The sequence below is a fragment of the Micromonospora sp. WMMD734 genome, from assembly GCF_049178975.1.
In the GTDB taxonomy this organism is placed as follows: Bacteria; Actinomycetota; Actinomycetes; order Mycobacteriales; family Micromonosporaceae; genus Micromonospora; species Micromonospora wenchangensis.
Genome location: NZ_JBMHMK010000001.1, coordinates 6,715,708 through 6,733,521, shown reverse-complemented (window position 1 = coordinate 6,733,521; position 17,814 = coordinate 6,715,708). Strand labels below are relative to the sequence as shown.

The following is a 17,814-nucleotide window of genomic DNA, read 5'->3' as shown; positions in this document are numbered from 1 at the left end:
CATCGGGGGCTGGTGCGGCGTGTTCCTGCGTGACGTGCTGGCCACCGATGTCGAGGCGTACCAGCGGATGCGCTGCGACCCGGCGATGATGGTCGAACTCGGCGGGCCGCTGCCGGCCGCCCACGTGGCCCGGCAGGTCCGCCGGGACGTCCGACTGGCCGCCGACGGCGTCGCACTGATCAAGATGATCGTGGTGGACGACACGGTCGCCGGGACCGTCACCCTCTGGCGCGGGCCGGACGACGGGGCGGTCGCCGAGGTCGGCTGGATGGTGCTGCCCGAGTTCCAGGGCCGGGGGCTGGCCAAGCAGGGCGTACGCGCGCTACTCGACCAGGCCCGCACCGAGGGACGGGAGGACACCGTGCACGCCTTCCCGGCGGTCGGCAACGCCCCGTCGAACGCGATCTGCCGGTCGCTCGGGTTCACCCTGCTCGGCGAGGAGGACGTCGAGTTCAACGACCAGGTCATCCGTACCCGGCACTGGACGCTCGACCTGACCCGGCCGGAAACCGGGTTGCCCCGCTGACCGGCCCGCTGCTTGGCTGGGGACGAAGCCGACCGGAGGGAGCAGACGACATGTCGTACGCCACGAGGTCCACCCAGGCGCCCACCATCGACCAGCAGCGGGAATCGAGGCTTCGTGACCACCAGCACCACGGCAGTGACGGCGCGACCATGCGCCGGTGACACCGGACCGGCCGGCACCCCGAACGGGGGTCGCTGATGTCGGTGTTCGATGATCCGGGCCACTTCGGCAGGATGTGGGCCGACAGGTACGACAGCCCCGGCAACCCCGACCCGGGCCCGGCGGTGGACTTCCTCGCCGAACGGGCCGGCGACGGGCGGGTGCTCGAACTCGCCGTCGGGACGGGTCGGGTGGCGTTACCGCTCGCCGCCCGGGGCGTACCCGTCGACGGGGTCGAGGCGTCACCGGAGATGGTGGCGAAGCTGCGCGCCAAGCCCGGCGGCGACGGCGTCCCGGTCACCATCGGCGACATGGCCGACGTGCCCGTGACAGGCCCGTACCGGCTGGTCTACCTGGTGTTCAACACCCTGTTCAACCTGGTCCGTGCCGAGCGGCAGCAGGACTGCCTGCGCAACGTGGCCCGGGTGCTGGCCCCCGGCGGCGAGTTCGTCGTCGAGGCGTTCGTGCCCGACCCGGCCGGCTTCGACCGGGACGAACAGGTGCAGATGCGGTCGGTGACCGAGGACTCGGCCACCATCCGGCTGCACCAGTACGACCGGGCGGCGCAGACCTTCGTCCGGCAGACCATCACCTTCGACCGCGACGGCGTACACCTGGAACCGTTCGCGATGCGCTACTGCTGGCCGGAGCAGATCGACGAGCTGGCCCACCGGGCCGGCCTGCGCCTCGTCGAGCGGTACGCCGACTGGCACCGGCACCCGTTCGACGACACCAGCACGTCGCACATCTCGGTCTACCGCCGCTGAGGGGTGGACCGGCCGGGGTCGGGGCACCTGCCCCGGCCCCGGGGTGTGCCGGCGTACTACAGCCGTTTGATCATCCGGATGGCGGCGGCCTCGGCGGCCTCAGAAGTCGATGAACCCGGCCACGACCTCGTCCACCGTACCGTCGTCCCGCAGCGTGCCGTAGAAGTACACCGAGCCGTATCCCCAGAGGTAGGACTCGACCATGTCCGCCAGTTCGCCTGCCACCGGCCAGCCTTCCTCGTCGACCTGGAACAGGAAGTCGTGCCCGTCGGCGAGCACCGCGTCCGCGTAACTCGGGTCGCCCTGGATGAGCACCGGCTCGGTGCCGACGCGCACGAACGGAACGACGTCACCGTCGCACTCCGTCAATGCGGCGCAGCGCAGTCCGGGCCAGCCGAGCTCCGTACGGGAGCCCCGCGGCGAGGGCTGGTGCGGGACGGCCCGCATCGCCATGCCCGGGTATTCGAGATCGTCGTCGCTGATCTCGAACCCCTCGCGCAGCAGCACCGACACCTCACGACCGCCGGTCCAGGGCGCACAGTCCGCAGGAAGTGTCAGGAGGTAGCGGTGCGTCGTCAGCACCGGGTGGGACTCGATCGCGACAGGTGGCGCGCCACCGATCCGCCCACCGGTCCGGCCGTCCGGGAGCGCGGGCGTCAACGTCGTGACCATGGCCCGACCGTACCGGCCGGCTCGGACGTCGAAGCGGAGGTCCACCGCGATCCGTGACGACGCGGGGCCGGGGCGGGCGAGCGCAGGAGGCCGGGACCGCGACTACCGAATGCTACGGTGACCGCATGACTGCGGTGCCCGAGTGGATGCGGCCGCCCCGCCCGGAGGGGTGGTACGCAGACGACCTCGACACGCTCACCGAGGCACCCCGTCACACCGAACTGATCGACGGAGCACTCGTCTTCATGATGTCCCCCCAGCGGGTCTGGCACGCCCGGATCGTCACAGCGCTGGTGAACGCCCTGACCGACCAGGCACCATCAGGTGTCGAGGTCGACAGGGAGATCACGGTCCGACTCGACAGGTGGAACCGTCCCGAGCCCGGCCTCGTGGCAGCGGCAGCACCTTACGACCCGTCGCGCACCTTCTACACACCTGAGGAGACTCTCCTGGTCGTGGAGGTGGTCTCGCCGGAGTCGGCGCACCGCGACCGTACGGTCAAGCTGCGCAAGTACGCGGAAGCCGGCATCGCCAACTACTGGCCGTCGAGGAGGAGGACGGCTCACCTGTGGTCCACGCCTACGAACTGGACGTGCCGACACGGGCCTACGTGGCGACCGGAATCCATCGCCACGAACTGCGGACCACGAAGCCGTTCGTGATCAAGCTTGACCTGGACGGGCTGGTGCCGGGCCGCAAGGCCTGAGCGCGGCGACCACCACACGCTGGAGCGGACCCCACCGGATCCCGTCGCCGGTCACCGTGACGGTGGCTCGGGAGCGCCCAGATTCAGGAACATCACGTGCAGCCCCACCAGGCCGTGCTCGGGGTGGTCGAACGCCTCGGGGACGGTGGCGAGCACCTCGAAACCCAACGAACGCCACAGCCGGACCGCGACCTCGTTCGACTCGACGACCGCGTTGAACTGGATGCTCCGGTAGCCGGCGGCCCGCGCCCAGTCGACGACGTGCTCGCCGAGGGCGCGGCCGACGCCGCGGCCGGAATGCCGTGGGTCGACCATGAAGCTGGCCGTTGCCACATGTGCGCCGCGACCGGGCCGGTTCGGACCCATCTTCGCGCTGCCGAGAACGGTCGGCCCGTCCACCGCGACGACGGTGCGCCCCGGAGGGGGCTCCATCCACCACCCGCGGGCCTGCTCCAGGGACAGGTTCCCGGGGAACGCGTACGAGCGGCCCTGCGCCACGATCTCGCTGAAGAAGGGGTAGATCGCAGGCCAGTCGCCGTCCTCGGCGTCGCGGATCGTCACCGGATCACCGTAGGACCGGTCGACAGGCCCCGACAACGCGATTCAGCCGGGCGGCACGACCCGCCGAGCTGTCCGCGAGACGGTGGACCGGAACTACACGTTGAACCGGAACTCCACCACGTCGCCGTCCTGCATGACGTATTCCTTGCCCTCGATCCGGACCTTGCCGGCGGCCTTCGCCGCCGCCATCGAGCCGGCCGCGACCAGGTCGTCGTAGGAGACCACCTCGGCCTTGATGAAGCCGCGTTGGAAGTCGCTGTGGATCACCCCGGCGGCCTCCGGGGCGGTCGCGCCGACCGGCACGGTCCAGGCCCGCGCCTCCTTCGGCCCCGCCGTGAGGTACGTCTGGAGCCCGAGCGTGCGGAAGCCGACCCGGACGAGCTGGTCCAGCCCCGGCTCGGACTGCCCGATCGACTCCAGCAGCTCGCGGGCCTCCTCCTCGGGCAGGTCCACCAGCTCGGATTCGATCTTGGCGTCCATGAACACGGCCTCGGCGGGAGCCACCAGGGCGCGCAGCTCGTCGAGGAAGGCGGCGTTGCCCAGCTCGGCCTCGTCGACGTTGAACACGTAGAGGAACGGCTTCGTGGTGAGCAGGTGCAGCTCCCGCAGGTGCTCCAGCTCGATCTTGGCGGCGGCGGCCCCGGCGTACAGGGTGGTGCCGCCGTCGAGCACCTCGACGGCCTGCTTCGCGGCGGTCACCGCGGCGGCCCGGTCCTTGCGGAGCTTGGCCTCCTTCTCCAACCGGGGCAGCGCCTTCTCCAGGGTCTGCAGGTCGGCCAGGATCAGCTCCGTGTTGATCGTCTCGATGTCGTCGGCGGGCGAGACCTTGCCGTCGACGTGCACCACGTTCGGGTCGGAGAAGGCCCGTACCACCTGGCAGATGGCCGAGGCGTCCCGGATGTTCGCCAGGAACGCGTTGCCCCGGCCCTGCCCCTTCGACGCCCCCCGGACCAGGCCGGCGATGTCGACGAACGACACCGGCGCGGGCAGCACCTTCTGCGACGAGAAGATCTCGGCGAGCTTGTCGAGCCGCGCGTCCGGCAGCCCCACCACCCCGACGTTGGGCTCGATCGTGGCGAACGGGTAGTTCGCCGCGAGCACGTCGTTCTTGGTCAACGCGTTGAACAGGGTGCTCTTGCCGACGTTGGGCAGGCCGACGATGCCGATGGTGAGACTCACGACGGGCCAGCTTACGCCGTCACCCGGCAGGCGGCCCCGTCGGCACCGCCGGGGCGGCTCAGGCGGTGAGCAACCGGGGTTCGATCCGGGTCTCCCGCACCCCGCCGGCACCGTCCGGCACCACCTCGTACGCGGCCACCCCGGCCCGGTCGGCGACCGCCTCGGCCAGCCGGGTGCCCCGGTAGACCAGCCCCACCCCGTCGTCGGTGCAGTGGCTGGCCGGCAACGTGCCGTCGGCGACCAGCCGGTGCAGCAGCGGCCGGCGCTGCGCCTCGCTGTCGTAGTGCACCCCGTTGCCGTACGGCAGCCAGCCCAGGCCGTCGGTGTAGGCCCGCAACCGCCGGCCGTAGCTGTCGGTGGTGCCGCCGACGTGCCAGCAGATCGAACCGGCGGAGACCCCGCCGAGCACCACCCCGGCCTCTCAGCACTCGCGCAGGATCTCCGGCAGCCCGTGCACCCGCCACACCGCGCAGAGGTTGGCCACGCTGCCGCCACCGACCCAGATGATGTCCTGGCCGAGCAGGTGCGCCCGGACGTCCTCGACGTTGGGCATCGGGAACAGCGCCAGGTGCGAGGGGCGGTAGCGGGTGCCGGCGAACGCGCCGTGGAAGACGGTCAGCGCGGTGGGCTGGTCGCCGACGGCCTGGTTGAGGTAGCAGATCCGCGGCTCGTCGGCCTGCGCCAACTCGGCCATCAGGTCGAAGACCGGTCCGGGATCGGCATCCCAGGGGCCCCGGCCACGACTGGTGAAACCCATGCTGGTGGCGACGATGGTCGGTTCGGTGGCGGGCATGTCGGTCCTCTCTGCGGCTGGCTCCGCTGTCATCCTGCGCCACCGCCGTCCCCCGGCCCACCGGCCGGCGTCACCCGGCGAGTCGCCAGTCCGCCCCGCCGTCGGCCACCCCGGGCAGTTCGCCAGCCGCCGCGAGCGGCAGGGTGAGCCGGTCCCCGGCGCTCGGGCCGGCCCGCTCCGACTCGCCCAACATCCAGCGCACCTCGTCGACCGTCCAGCCCAGCCCCCGCCGGCCGGCGATCTCCCGGACCAGCCGGCGGCCGACCCGGGTGTCGTCGTCGTAGAACCGCATGCACCAGTGGTGTGCCCACATGCCCAGCGCCCGCAGGCCGGCCGCGTCGAGGGAGCCGGCGAGCCGACCGCAGGCGGTGTCGGCGAACGGTCGTGCCGGATCGTCGGCCCGGTCCCGCTCGATCGCGCCGAAAGCGGCCGGCGCGACCACCCGCATCCGGTCGTACAGGCCCTGCGCGGTGGCGTCGTCCAGCCGCCCCGGCCCTGACCGAGGGTCGCCCCGCCCGGTCACGCTCGCCATCGCCGCACCCTTTCTGGAGTTGGTGCCGGGACGCTACCGACCACTACCGACACTTTCCGGGCCGGAAACTGATCCCCGGGACCGGGATAGGCGGGGTGAGCTGGGGCGTCTGTATCGGTGACAGACAATGACGGGGAGGGTGGGTGGACGAGGACGATCGGGCCCGGCTGGCCGAGTTCGTGGCCAGCCGGGCACCTGCCCTGATGCGGGTCGCGTACCTGCTCACCGGGGACCGGCACGCCGCCGAGGACCTGTTCCAGTCGGCGCTGGCCAAGACCATTCCGAGGTGGCGTGACCTGCGCCACACCGACCCGGAGGGCTACCTGCGCACGGTCATGTACCGGGAGCAGGTCAGCTGGTGGCGGCGGCTGCGCCGGTACCGGGAGACGCTGCTCACCGGCGTCGACGACCCGGCCGGTCCGGACCTGTTCGGCGGCACCGACGTACGGCTGGCGATGCGGGCCGCGCTGCGCGCGCTGCCGGCGGCCCAGCGCACGGTCGTGGTCCTGCGCTACTACGAGGACCTCACCGAGACCCAGGTGGCCGCCGCGCTCGGCTGCTCGGTCGGCACCGTACGCAGCCGCACCCACCGGGCCGTGGCCCGGCTGCGGCAACTCCTGCCGGACATCGAACTGCTGGAGGTACGGCGGTGACCACGCCCCTCGAGAACCTCATCCGCGCCACCCTCTCCGACCTCGCCGAGGAGGCACCGACAGTGCACGACCACCTGAACCGGGCGGAACGCCGGGCCCGGTCCCGCCGCCGCGCCACGATCACGATGAGCGCGGCGGGGGTCCTCGCCGCCATGCTGATCGCCACCCCGTTCGCGATGGCCGCCAGCGGTGACGGGGACACCCCGCCCGCCGTACCGGCGTCGACGCCGAGCGGGCCGCCCGCGGCACCCGTCCCGGCGGCGGTGACCGAACCCCCCGTCGACCAGGGTGTCCGGACCGGCCGCGGCGCGCCGGCACCGGCCCGGACCGCCGTTCCCGCACCGCCGGGCAAGCCGGCCTCGACGGCCGTACCCGCGTCGCCCGCGACGTCCACTCCGGCACCGCCCGCCATCCCCGCGTCGCCCGCTCCGGCGACGACCGCCATCCCGGCGTCGCCCGCGCCACGCGTCGCCGGACCGCGCACCGGCCCGGTCACCGCACCGGCCCCCGCCAGCAGCGCACCGCCCGTCGACCAGGGCCCCGCGACCGGCCCCGTTCCCGCGCGCTGACGCACCGCCTCCCCACCCCGGCACGGCCGGGGTGGGGAGGTCGACCACCGCCCGCACGCTCAGGTCCGATTCCCGCGAGCCACCGCCGGTGAGCTGCGGGCATGATCGGTGGCGTGGAGTTGGACTTCGAACGGTGCTACCGCGCCGTGGACAGCCGTGACCAGCGGTTCGACGGGTGGTTCTACACGGGCGTCACGTCGACCGGGATCTACTGCCGGCCGTCCTGCCCGGCGATCACCCCGAAGCGGCGTAACGTCCGCTTCTTCCCGTCGGCAGCCGCCGCGCAGGGGGCCGGCCTGCGGGCCTGCCGCCGGTGCCGCCCGGACGCCGCGCCCGGCTCACCGCAGTGGGACGTCCGCGCCGACGTGGTGGGTCGCGCCATGCGGCTCATCGCCGACGGAGTGGTCGACCGGGACGGCGTACCCGGGCTGGCCGCCCGGCTGGGCTACACGCAACGGCACCTGCACCGGATGCTCCGGGCGGAACTGGGCGCCGGGCCACTGGCACTGGCGCGGGCCCAACGTGCCCAGACCGCCCGAACGTTGATCGAGACGACCGGGCTGGGCCTGGCGGAGGTGGCGTTCGCAGCCGGGTTCGGCAGCGTACGGCAGTTCAACGACACCGTCCGGCAGGTGTACGGGACGGTGCCGTCGCAGTTGCGCACCGGGCGGGGCGGCCCGCCGACGCCGGGTGGGGCGGGCACGATCACGCTCCGGCTGGCGTACCGGCCGCCGCTGCACGCCGCCGCCCTGCTGGGGTTCCTGGCCGCCCGGACGCTGCCCGGCCTCGACGAGGTGCGCGACGGGACGTACCGCCGGGGGTTGCGGCTGCCGCACGGCCCGGCGCAGATCGCGCTGACCCCGACGACCGGGTACGTCGGGGCGACGCTGCGCCTGGCCGACCTGCGGGACCTGGCCCCGGCGGTGGCCCGCTGCCGTCGCCTGTTCGACCTGGACGCCGATCCGGAGGCGGTCGACCAGACGTTGGCCGCCGATCCGGCCCTGGCCGGGGTCGTCGCCGCCGAACCGGGCGTGCGGGTGCCCCGGGCGGTGGACGGCTTCGAGATGGCGCTGCGGGCCATCATCGGCCAACAGGTCTCCCTCCCCGCCGCCCGCACCACCCTCACCCGCCTCCTCACCCACCCGGCCCTCACCCCCGGCCCCCACCCCCGCCCCGGCCCCGGCTCCGGCCTCGGCCTCGGCTCCGGCTCCGGCTCCGGCCTCGGCCCCGGCTCCGGTGATCAAGAGGTTTGCGTCACGGAGAGCGCTTCCCGGCGACGCAAACCTCTTGATCACCGCGCCGCAGCGGACGGGGGCGGCGCGGCGGACGGGGGCGGCGCGGCCGACGGGGGCGGGGCGGCCGACGGGGGCGGGGCGGCCGACGGGGGCGGGGCGGGCGGGTGGGGGGTGTGGGGGTTCCCGGGGGCGGAGGAGGTGCTGGGGTTGCCGGATGCGGCGTTCGGGATGCCGGCCGCCCGGCGGGAGACGATCCGGGCGCTGGCCCGGACGGTCGCCGCCGGGGAGGTAGACCTGGAGCCGGGCGGCGACCGGGCGGAGACGGTACGACGGTTGACGGCGCTGCCCGGGATCGGCCCGTGGACCGCCGGTTACCTGGCCATGCGGGCCCTCGGCGACCCCGACGTGCTGCTCCCCACCGACCTCGCGGTACGTCGGGGCGCTGCCGCCCTCGGCCTGCCGGCCACCCCCACCACCCTGGACACGTACGCCGACCGCTGGCGACCCTGGCGGTCGTACGCGGCGATCAGACTCTGGAGAGCGGCATGACGACCCTCGGCACCACCACCATCGGCACCACCACCATGGACACCCCGGCCGGCCCGTTCAGCGTGCTCGTCGACCCCGACGGCGCGGTCCGGGCCGCCGGTTTCACGGCCGACCCGGACAGCCTGCTGCCGCTGGTGCACCCGAGCCTGCGCGGCCCGCTGACGCCGTACGCCGACCTCGGTCCGGTGACCGCCGCCGTCCGCGCCTATCTCGACGGGGACCTGACCGCGATCGACGTGGTGCGGGTACGGCAGCACAGCGGCGGGGCGTTCCAGACCCACGCCTGGACCGTGCTGCGCGACGTCAAACCGGGCGAGCCGGTCACCTACACCGGGTACGCCGCACTGGCCGGCCGGCCCGCCGCGGTCCGGGCGGCCGCCGCCGCCTGTGCCCGTAACGCCGCCGCCCTCTTCGTGCCCTGCCATCGGGTGCTGCGCACCGACGGCACCCTCGGCGGCTACCGGTACGGTCTGCCGGTGAAGAGGTGGTTGCTCGGTCACGAGCGGCGGCTGACGGCAAGCTGACAGCGGAATCGACGCCGATCGACGCTACCGTCGGGTAGTGCCTGCGCAGCGCGACGGCGACCCGGCCAACCCCAGGGCGGACGGTCGGGTCCGGTCGCTGCGCAACCTCTGGCGGCTGCGCCGCTACCTGCGCCCGTACGCCGCCGCGTACGTCCTGCTGTTGCTGGCGGCGCTGGCCGCCACCGGGGCGGGTCTGGCCGTACCCCTGGTGGTGCAGCGGGTGGTGGACGGGCCGGTCGCCCGGCACGACCCGGCGGGGCTGCTCCGCCTCGGCGGGCTGGCCCTGCTGCTCGGCCTGGTCGAGGCGGTGCTGATCTTCATCCGGCGGTGGAGCCAGTCCTCCTCCTCGGTCGGCATGGAGGCGACCATCCGCGCCGACCTGTACGCCCACCTGCAACGCCTGCCGGCCGGCTTCCACGACCGCTGGCAGTCCGGGCAGCTGCTCTCCCGGGCGATCAGCGACCTGTCGGTGCTGCGCCGGTTCCTCTCCTTCGGGCTGCTGTTCCTGGTGCTCAACGTGGTCACCTACGTCGCCGTGGTGATCCTGTTGATCCGCCTGCACGGGCCGCTGGGGCTGCTGGTGGCGGCCAGCGCGGTGCCGCTGTTCCTGATCAGCCGCCGGTTCGGGCGGCACTACCACACCTCGTCGCGGCGGATGCAGGACCAGCAGGGCGACGTGGCCACCCTGGTCGAGGAGACCGCGCAGGGGCTGCGCACCATGAAGGCGTACGGGCGGGGGCCGGAGCTGGCCGACCGGTTCGCCGGGCGGGCCCGCGCGCTGCACGACACCGGCGTGGCCAAGGGGGCGCTGCTGGCCGGCGCGTCAGCCCTGTTCGACCTGGTGCCGAACCTGACGCTGGGCGCCACGCTGGTCGGCGGCGCGACGCTGGTCGCCCGGGACGCGTTGACCATCGGTGAGCTGGTCGCCTTCGTCAGCCTCCAGCTCATGCTGATCTGGCCGGTGCAGTCGCTCGGTTGGATCATCGCCAACGGGCAGGAGGCCGCCACCGCCGCCGACCGCATCCAGGAGGTGCTGGACACGCCGCCGTCGATCGTGGACGCGCCGGACGCCGTGCCGCTGGCCCGCTCGGCGGTGCGCGGCCGGCTCCGCTTCGAGGGGGTGTCGTTCCGCTACCCGGGCAGCACCGAACCGGTGCTGCGGGAGATCGAACTGACCGTCGAGCCGGGCGAGACGCTGGCCCTGGTCGGGGCGACCGGCTGCGGCAAGAGCACCCTGCTCTCCCTGGTGCCCCGGCTGCACGACGTCACCGGCGGCCGGATCACCCTGGACGGGCACGACCTGCGCGGGGTACGCCTGGACGCGCTGCGCCGGCTGGTCGGGGTGGCCTTCGAGGAGCCGACGCTGTTCTCCATGTCGGTCTGGGAGAACCTCACCCTGGGCTGCCCGGACGCCACCGACGACGAGGTCCGGGCCGCGCTGGCACTGGCCCAGGCCGACTTCGCGTACGACCTGCCGTGGGGGTTGGCGACCCGGGTGGGCGAGCAGGGCCTGTCGCTCTCCGGCGGGCAGCGGCAACGGCTGGCGCTGGCCCGCGCGGTGCTCGGCCGGCCGGCGCTGCTGGTTCTCGACGACCCGCTCTCCGCCCTGGACGTGCACACCGAGGCACTGGTCGAGGCGGCGCTGCGCCGGGTGCTGCGGGACACCACCGCGCTGCTGGTGGTGCACCGGCCGTCGACGGTCGCGCTGGCCGACCGGGTGGCGCTACTCGACGGGGGTCGGATCACCGCCGTCGGCCGGCACGGTGACCTGCTGGCCACCGTGCCGGCGTACCGGGCGGTGCTCGCCGCCGAACCCGCACCGGCACCGGGCCTGGTGCGTTCGTGATCCGCCGGCCGGCCCGGCAGCACCGCACGACCGCCGGTGACGGCCGCCCGCCCCGGCAGCACGGCACCGCCGGGGGTGACGGCCGGTCGGTCGCGCTGGACCACTGGCGGGGCCGGGCCACCGACCCGGACGCCGACCGCAGCCGCGCCGAGGACGACTCCCCGGAGGCGGTGGCCCGGCTGCGGGGGCGCAGCCGGGCGCTACTGCGCGACCTGCTCCGCCCGCACCGCAGGTCGCTCGGCGTGGCGGTGGGCCTGCTGCTGGCCCAGAACGCCGCCGCGATGGCCGGGCCGTACCTGGTCATGCTCGGCATCGACCGGGCGGTGCCGCCGCTGCGCGCCGGGGACCCGGGTCCGCTGGCCGCCGTCGCGGGCGCGTTCGCCGTCGCGGCGGTCACCGAGTACGCCGCCCGGCGCAGCTACCTCACATGCTCCGCCCGGATCGGCCAGGCCGTCCTGCTCGACCTGCGCCAGCGGGTGTACGGCCACCTGCTGACCCTCTCCGTCGGCTTCCACGAGCGCTACACCTCCGGTCGGGTGGTGTCCCGGCTCACCAGCGACGTCGACTCCATCGCCGAGCTGGTCGACGGGGGGATCGACACCCTGGTCGCCGCCGCGCTGTCGGTGCTGTCGGTGGCCGCCATCCTGCTCTGGCTGGACCTGCCGCTGGCGGCGGTGACGCTGCTGGCGTTCCCGTTCCTGTTCTGGCTGTCCCGCTGGTTCGCCCGCGCCTCGGCCCAGGCCTACCGGCACAGCCGGGAGGCGGTGGCCCTGGTGATCGTCCATTTCGTCGAGTCGTTGCGCGGCATCCGGGCGGTGCAGGCGTTCCGCCGTGAGCCGCGCAACCAGCAGATCTTCGTGACGGTCAACGACGAGTACCGGCGGACCAGTCTGCACGGGTTCCGGCTGATCGCCACCTACTCGCCGGGGATCAAGGTGATCGGCAACGTCACCGTGGCCACCGTGCTCGGGTACGGCGGCTGGCGGGTGCTGGGCGGCGACACCGAGGTGGGGGTGCTCGCCGCGTTCCTGCTCTATCTGCGCCGGTTCTTCGATCCGATGCAGGAGCTGAGCCAGTTCTACAACTCGCTCCAGTCGGCGACCGCCGCCCTGGAGAAGCTCGCCGGGGTGCTCGACGAACGGCCGGGGGTGCCCGAACCGGCGTCGCCGGTGCCGTTGCCGGCCGGACCGGGGCGGGGCGCGGTGACGTTCCGCGCGGTCTCCTTCGGTTACCGGCCGCAGACGCCGATCCTGACCGGGCTGGACCTGGCCGTGCCGGCCGGGCAGACGGTGGCCCTGATCGGCCCGACCGGCGCCGGCAAGTCGACGGTGGCGAAGCTGCTCGCCCGCTTCCACGACCCGGACGCCGGCACTGTCGAGCTGGACGGCGTCGACCTGCGGGACCTGTCCGACGCCGAGCTGCGCCGGGCGGTGGTGCTGGTGACCCAGGAGAACCACCTGTTCGGCGGCACGGTGGCGGAGAATATCCGGTTCGGCCGGCCGGACGCCTCCGACGCGGCGGTGCAGGCGGCGGCGCGGGCGATCGGCGCACACGACTTCATCGCCGCCCTGCCCGACGGGTACGCCACCGAGGTGCACCGGCGCGGCGGCCGGCTCTCCGCCGGGCAGCGGCAGCTCGTCGCGTTCGCCCGCGCGTTCCTGGCCGACCCACGGGTGCTGATCCTGGACGAGGCGACGTCGTCGCTGGACGTGCCGACCGAGCGGCTGGTGCAGCGGGCGCTGGCCAGCGTGCTGCGGGACCGCACCGCGCTGGTGATCGCGCACCGGCTCTCCACGGTGGAGACCGCCGACCGGGTGCTGGTCGTCGACTCCGGACGGATCGTCGAGGACGGTGCGCCGGCGCGGCTCGCCACCACCGGCGGCCGGTACGCCACGCTGCACCGGCAGTGGCGCGAGTCGCTGAGCTGACCGGCGGACGCCTCGCACCCGGCCGCCGCCCGGTCCCGGCGGGTGAGCAACGCGGTCGGGACCGAACCGGACGGTACGGGGCAACCGGTGCCCGCCGGGGACGGATAGACTCTGCCCGCATCGACGGCCCCGACCCTGTTCCCACCGGTCCGACCGGCCGGGCGGGCGTGGCGGGGTCGGTCGCGTCGCCGGCATACGGGGAGGTTGCGGCGTGCGGATCCGTGGACGAGTGGTGCTGGCAGCGGCGTTGGCGCTGAGCACGATGGGGACGACCGGGGTGGCGTTGGCCGTGGACCGGGGCACCGGTCCGACCGGCGGACCGGCAGGTGGCACCTGGGCGGCCGGGGCGGCCCCGGTCGCCGTGGAGGCCCGGGTGGCGGCCGGCACCGACGTCGGTGGCCGGGCCGCGACGCCCGCCGCACCGCGTCCGGCACCGGTGGCGACCCGCCCGGCGGCCCAGGTCGCGCAGGCGGCCCCCGCCTCGGTGAGCTACCTCAGCGACCGTTACCGGGTCGCCCCGGGCGAGGCCGCCCGCCGGCTGGCCCTCCAGGAGCTGTCCGCGCCGCTGGCCGACACCCTCGCCACCCGTTTCCCCGACTCGTACGCCGGGATGTGGCTGGACCAGGCGGGCGGCGGGGTGCTCACCATCGCCGCCACCGACCCGGCCCCGGTCGCCGGGGCGGTCGCCGGGCTGCCGGACGCCCGGCACGTCACCGTCGTGCCGGCCCGGCACTCGCGGCGCGACCTGGACGCGGCGGCGACCCGACTGGCCGGGACGCTGGGCGTCACCGCCGGGCGGGACGTGGTGGTCGACGAGCGGGCCAACGAGGTGCTGGTGCTCACCGGCGACGCGGTGCCCGCCGGTGACACCCGGCTGGCCGGTGCGCTCGACTCGGCCGGGGTGCCGGCCCGGGCCCGGGCCCGGCTCGACGAGGGCGCGATCCCCAAGGCGTGCGACCCGCGCTACTGCGCGCAGGCGCCGATGCGCGGCGGCATCCGGCTGGACGTGCCCCGCGACGACGGCACCGTCGGCGGCTGCACCACGGGCTTCAACGTCCGGGCGAAGTCCGGGCAGTACTACGTGCTGACCGCCGGGCACTGCGTGGTGGGCGGCCGGCACCAGCGGGTGGACGACACCTGGCACCAGTTCCTCGGGCCGAAGGTGCCGGTGGGCGTCGAGTCGACCAACCCGGTGCTGGCCGAGAACGACTTCCCCAACGACTACGCGGTCCTGCCCTACGCCACGGGGGCCAGCACCCGCTGGGCGTACCCGAGGCGCAGTGTCGGCAACACGCCGAGCCTGGTCAACTACTGGTGCGTGGCCGACAATCCGGCCTGCGCCGGCAGGGGCAGCCGCGACGTGCCGATCACCGGCGTCACGCCGTACGCCGCCGTGCAGGCCGGCTGGGTGGTCTGCGCCACCGGCTCGGCGTACACCCCGAAGGCCGGCGAGCAGTACGTCGACTCGGGTGCCGGGGTCGGCTACCTGCCGGGCACCCGCTGCGGCGAGGTCATCGGCAAGGCCGGCGGCGGCATCGACGTGCGGGTGTGCGCGCGGCCGGGTGACAGCGGCGGCCCGCTGTTCACCGAGTCCGACGGGCGGGCGCTGGGCATCCTCAACAACGGCGATCCCGGCGAGGGGCCGTGCACCAACCCCGACGAGACGAACACCTACGCGTCGGTCTCGGTGATCCTCGACCGGGTCAACGACCGCACCGGGCTCGACTTCCAGATCGCCACCAAGGGGCCGCTGCTCGCCCCGCCGGTCGGCTCTTCGAACCGGTAGCCCACCGGGTCCGGCCCACGTCGCACCGGGCACTCGGCCCGCCACGACCCATGTCGTGCCGGGCACCCGGTGCGGTGCCGCCGGCACGCCCGGTAAAGCCGTGGGCGGGAGGTCGACGGCTGCCTACGATCGACCGATGACTGATACGGCGAGGACGGCCCGCGCCGGTGTTCCCGAACGTCCCACCCTGGACGGCATCGAGGAACGCTGGGCGCGCCGCTGGCAGGAGGAGGGCACGTACGCGTTCGACCGGGAGAAGGCGACCGTAGCGGGTCGCGGGTCGACGGCGGGGACCCCGCGTCGGCACGGTCGCGGCGACGACGTGTACGCCATCGACACCCCGCCGCCGACCGTATCCGGCGAGCTGCACATGGGGCACGTCTTCTCGTACACGCACACCGACACGGTGGCCCGGTTCCAGCGGATGCGCGGGCGTAACGTGTTCTACCCGATGGGCTGGGACGACAACGGCCTGCCCACCGAACGCCGGGTGCAGAACGTCTACGGGGTGAGCTGTGACCCGTCCCTGCCGTACGACCCGGCGTGGCAGCCGCCAGACGCCCCGGTCACCGAGGCCCGGCGTCGGGAGCCGACGCCGATCTCCCGCCGTAACTTCGTCGAGCTGTGTGAACGGTTGACCGCCGACGACGAGCAGGTCTTCGAGGCGCTCTGGCGGCGGCTCGGGCTGTCCGTGGACTGGTCGTTGACGTACACCACGATCGGGCGTACGGCGCGGGCCACCTCGCAGCGGATGTTCCTGCGCAACCTGGCCCGGGGCGAGGCGTACCAGGCGCAGGCGCCGACGCTGTGGGACGTCGGGTTCGGCACCGCCGTGGCGCAGGCGGAACTGGAGGACCGGGAGCGCCCGGGGGCGTACCACCGGCTGCGGTTCACCGGGCCGGACGGGCGGGAGGTGCTGATCGACACCACCCGGCCGGAGCTGCTGCCGGCCTGCGTGGCGCTGGTCTGCCACCCGGACGACGAGCGGTACGCCGATCTGGTGGGCACGACCGTGCGTACCCCCGTGTTCGGGGTCGGGGTGCCGGTGCGCGCGCACCCGCTGGCGGACCCGGGCAAGGGCACCGGCATCGCGATGGTGTGCACGTTCGGCGACCTGACCGACGTGACCTGGTGGCGGGATCTCGACCTGGCGACCCGGGTGGTGATCGGCCGGGACGGCCGGCTGCTGGCCGAGCCGCCGGCCGGCGTGCCTGACGGACCCTACGCCGCGCTTTCCGGGCAGTCGGTCAACGCCGCCCGGCGGGCCGTGGTGGAGCAGCTGCGCGACGCCGGTGACCTGGTGGGTGAGCCGCGCGAGATCACCCATCCGGTGAAGTTCTACGAACGCGGCGACCGGCCGTTGGAGATCGTCTCGACCCGGCAGTGGTACCTGCGCAACGGCGGCCGGGACGCCGGGCTGCGGGCGGAGCTGCTGGCCCGGGGCGACGAGCTGCGCTGGGTGCCGGAGCACATGGCGCACCGCTACGCGCACTGGGTGGGCGGGCTGACCGGGGACTGGCTGGTCAGCCGGCAGCGCTTCTTCGGGGTGCCGGTGCCGGTGTGGTACCGGCTCGACGCCTTTGGCGAGCCGGACCATGCCAACCCTCTCACACCGGACGAGGCGTCGTTGCCGGTCGACCCGTCGGCTGAGCCGCCGCCCGGCTACGACGAGTCGCAGCGCGGCGTGCCCGGTGGGTTCGTCGGCGACCCGGACGTGCTGGACACCTGGGCCACCTCGTCGTTGACCCCGCAGATCGTCGGCGGTTGGGAGACCGACCCGGAGCTGTTCGACCGGATCTTCCCGATGGATCTGCGCCCGCAGGGGCAGGAGATCATCCGGACCTGGCTCTTCGGCACCGTCGTGCGCGCCCACCTGGAGCACGGGGTGCTGCCCTGGCGGGACGCGGTGCTCTCCGGCTGGATCCTCGACCCGGACCGCAAGAAGATGTCCAAGTCCAAGGGGAACGTGGTCACCCCGATGGCGCTGCTGGAGCAGCACGGCTCGGACGCGGTGCGCTACTGGGCGGCCAACGGCCGGCCCGGCATGGACCTGGCCTTCGACCCGGCGCAGATCAGGGTGGGCCGGCGGCTGGCCACCAAGCTGCTCAACGCCTCGAAGTTCGCGTTGGGGCTGGGGGCCGCCGACGCCCTGCGCACCCCGGCGACCACCCCGCTGGACACCGCCCTGCTCGCCGAGCTGTCCACCGTGGTCGCCACCGCGACCGCCGCCTTCGACGGGTACGACCACACGGCCGCGTTGCAGGCCACCGAGGCGTTCTTCTGGCGGTTCTGCGACGACTACATCGAGTTGGTGAAGGAACGTGCCTACGGCACCGGGCCGGGTGCCGACTCGGCCCGGGCGGCGCTGGCCACCGCCCTGTCGGTGCAGTTGCGGCTGTTCGCCCCGGTGCTGCCGTACGTGACCGAGGAGGTCTGGTCGTGGTGGCGGTACGGCTCGGTGCACCGGGCCCCCTGGCCGACCACCTACGAGGTGGGGCGGGCGATCACCGGCACCGGTGACCCGGCCCTGCTGCGGCTGGCCGGAGACGCGCTGGGCCAGGTCCGGCGGGCCAAGTCCGAGCGCAAGCTGTCGATGCGGGCGGAGGTCCCGCTGGCCGAGGCGCTGGGCCCGGCGGGCCTGCTCGACCAGCTCACCCTGGTCGCCGACGACGTTCGCGCCGCCGGCCGGATCACCACCCTCGACCTGCTCCCCGACCGCGCCCCCGAACTCGTCATCGCCAGCGCGTTCTGAGCCGGGTCGGGCTCGAACGCCGGTGTGGCGGTATCCGGGGCACCTGGATACCGCCACACCGGCGCAATCGTGTCGAT

General features: G+C 74.0%; 15 protein-coding genes and 1 pseudogene. 11 read left to right on the top strand and 5 right to left on the bottom strand.

Annotation, left to right across the window (positions count from 1 at the left end; genetic code table 11):
* The first annotated feature begins 19 nt into the window (after window positions 1–19).
* Window positions 20–526 carry a GNAT family N-acetyltransferase gene (locus tag ACN267_RS29435; RefSeq protein WP_421490109.1) on the top strand — a complete coding sequence of 169 codons (507 nt, stop codon included), beginning with the start codon at window positions 20–22 and terminating at the stop codon, window positions 524–526.
* Window positions 527–723: 197 nt separating this feature from the next.
* Complete coding sequence (locus ACN267_RS29430; protein WP_204957806.1) at window positions 724–1,452, top strand: class I SAM-dependent methyltransferase; 729 nt, start codon at window positions 724–726, stop codon at window positions 1,450–1,452.
* Between the two features lie 99 nt (window positions 1,453–1,551).
* Here the strand turns inward: ACN267_RS29430 and ACN267_RS29425 are convergent, their stop codons facing one another.
* Window positions 1,552–2,124, bottom strand: a complete 573-nt coding sequence (locus ACN267_RS29425; RefSeq protein ID WP_421490108.1) for a hypothetical protein — start codon at window positions 2,122–2,124, stop codon at window positions 1,552–1,554.
* Between the two features lie 125 nt (window positions 2,125–2,249).
* Between ACN267_RS29425 and ACN267_RS29420 the strand changes: the two genes are divergently transcribed.
* Window positions 2,250–2,786 carry a Uma2 family endonuclease gene (locus tag ACN267_RS29420; protein ID WP_421490107.1) on the top strand — a complete coding sequence of 179 codons (537 nt, stop codon included), beginning with the start codon at window positions 2,250–2,252 and terminating at the stop codon, window positions 2,784–2,786.
* A gap of 95 nt (window positions 2,787–2,881) precedes the next feature.
* Here ACN267_RS29420 and ACN267_RS29415 read toward each other — a convergent pair whose 3' ends face one another.
* The 4 genes and pseudogenes from ACN267_RS29415 to ACN267_RS29400 all read right to left on the bottom strand — a co-directional run bounded on the left by ACN267_RS29415 (window position 2,882) and on the right by ACN267_RS29400 (window position 5,895).
* A complete protein-coding gene (locus tag ACN267_RS29415; RefSeq protein ID WP_421490106.1) occupies window positions 2,882–3,391 on the bottom strand; it encodes a GNAT family N-acetyltransferase in 510 nt (169 codons plus the stop codon).
* A gap of 93 nt (window positions 3,392–3,484) precedes the next feature.
* Window positions 3,485–4,570, bottom strand: coding sequence for a redox-regulated ATPase YchF (ychF, locus tag ACN267_RS29410; protein WP_088647525.1), 1,086 nt, complete (start codon window positions 4,568–4,570; stop codon window positions 3,485–3,487).
* Window positions 4,571–4,628: 58 nt separating this feature from the next.
* Window positions 4,629–5,363, bottom strand: a pseudogene (locus tag ACN267_RS29405) (Type 1 glutamine amidotransferase-like domain-containing protein).
* Between the two features lie 70 nt (window positions 5,364–5,433).
* Complete coding sequence (locus ACN267_RS29400) at window positions 5,434–5,895, bottom strand: hypothetical protein (RefSeq protein ID WP_421490105.1); 462 nt, start codon at window positions 5,893–5,895, stop codon at window positions 5,434–5,436.
* Window positions 5,896–6,038: 143 nt separating this feature from the next.
* Between ACN267_RS29400 and ACN267_RS29395 the strand changes: the two genes are divergently transcribed.
* The 8 genes from ACN267_RS29395 (at window position 6,039) to valS (ending at window position 17,737) form a co-directional block, all read left to right on the top strand.
* Window positions 6,039–6,548 (top strand): SigE family RNA polymerase sigma factor, encoded by a 510-nt coding sequence (locus ACN267_RS29395; RefSeq protein WP_204957800.1) that lies wholly within the window; start codon window positions 6,039–6,041, stop codon window positions 6,546–6,548.
* Window positions 6,545–7,117 carry a hypothetical protein gene (locus ACN267_RS29390; RefSeq protein WP_421490104.1) on the top strand — a complete coding sequence of 191 codons (573 nt, stop codon included), beginning with the start codon at window positions 6,545–6,547 and terminating at the stop codon, window positions 7,115–7,117. The genes ACN267_RS29395 and ACN267_RS29390 overlap by 4 nt, the downstream gene beginning before the upstream one ends.
* A gap of 101 nt (window positions 7,118–7,218) precedes the next feature.
* The gene (locus ACN267_RS29385) at window positions 7,219–8,901 is read left to right on the top strand and encodes a DNA-3-methyladenine glycosylase 2 family protein (protein ID WP_421490103.1); all 1,683 of its coding nucleotides are present in this window, start codon (window positions 7,219–7,221) and stop codon (window positions 8,899–8,901) included.
* Entirely contained in the window at window positions 8,898–9,425 is a 528-nt protein-coding gene (locus tag ACN267_RS29380) for a methylated-DNA--[protein]-cysteine S-methyltransferase (protein WP_421490102.1), read from the top strand. The genes ACN267_RS29385 and ACN267_RS29380 overlap by 4 nt, the downstream gene beginning before the upstream one ends.
* 37 nt (window positions 9,426–9,462) lie before the next feature.
* Window positions 9,463–11,271: an ABC transporter ATP-binding protein gene (locus ACN267_RS29375; protein ID WP_421490101.1), complete on the top strand. Its 1,809-nt coding sequence runs from the start codon at window positions 9,463–9,465 to the stop codon at window positions 11,269–11,271.
* 95 nt (window positions 11,272–11,366) lie between these two features.
* The gene (locus tag ACN267_RS29370) at window positions 11,367–13,199 is read left to right on the top strand and encodes an ABC transporter ATP-binding protein (protein WP_421490522.1); all 1,833 of its coding nucleotides are present in this window, start codon (window positions 11,367–11,369) and stop codon (window positions 13,197–13,199) included.
* A gap of 211 nt (window positions 13,200–13,410) precedes the next feature.
* A complete protein-coding gene (locus ACN267_RS29365; RefSeq protein ID WP_421490100.1) occupies window positions 13,411–14,985 on the top strand; it encodes a trypsin-like serine protease in 1,575 nt (524 codons plus the stop codon).
* Between the two features lie 136 nt (window positions 14,986–15,121).
* Window positions 15,122–17,737, top strand: a complete 2,616-nt coding sequence (gene valS / locus ACN267_RS29360) for a valine--tRNA ligase (RefSeq protein WP_421490099.1) — start codon at window positions 15,122–15,124, stop codon at window positions 17,735–17,737.
* The last annotated feature ends 77 nt before the right edge of the window (window positions 17,738–17,814 follow it).

Coding starts and splice junctions, on each gene's coding strand:
- valS (WP_421490099.1), top strand. CDS start 15,122: ATGACTGATACGGCGAGGACGGCCCGCGCCGGTGTTCCCGAACGTCCC.
- ACN267_RS29380 (WP_421490102.1), top strand. CDS start 8,898: ATGACGACCCTCGGCACCACCACCATCGGCACCACCACCATGGACACC.
- ACN267_RS29400 (WP_421490105.1), bottom strand. CDS start 5,895: ATGGCGAGCGTGACCGGGCGGGGCGACCCTCGGTCAGGGCCGGGGCGG.
- ACN267_RS29430 (WP_204957806.1), top strand. CDS start 724: ATGTCGGTGTTCGATGATCCGGGCCACTTCGGCAGGATGTGGGCCGAC.
- ACN267_RS29420 (WP_421490107.1), top strand. CDS start 2,250: ATGACTGCGGTGCCCGAGTGGATGCGGCCGCCCCGCCCGGAGGGGTGG.
- ACN267_RS29385 (WP_421490103.1), top strand. CDS start 7,219: ATGATCGGTGGCGTGGAGTTGGACTTCGAACGGTGCTACCGCGCCGTG.
- ACN267_RS29425 (WP_421490108.1), bottom strand. CDS start 2,124: ATGGTCACGACGTTGACGCCCGCGCTCCCGGACGGCCGGACCGGTGGG.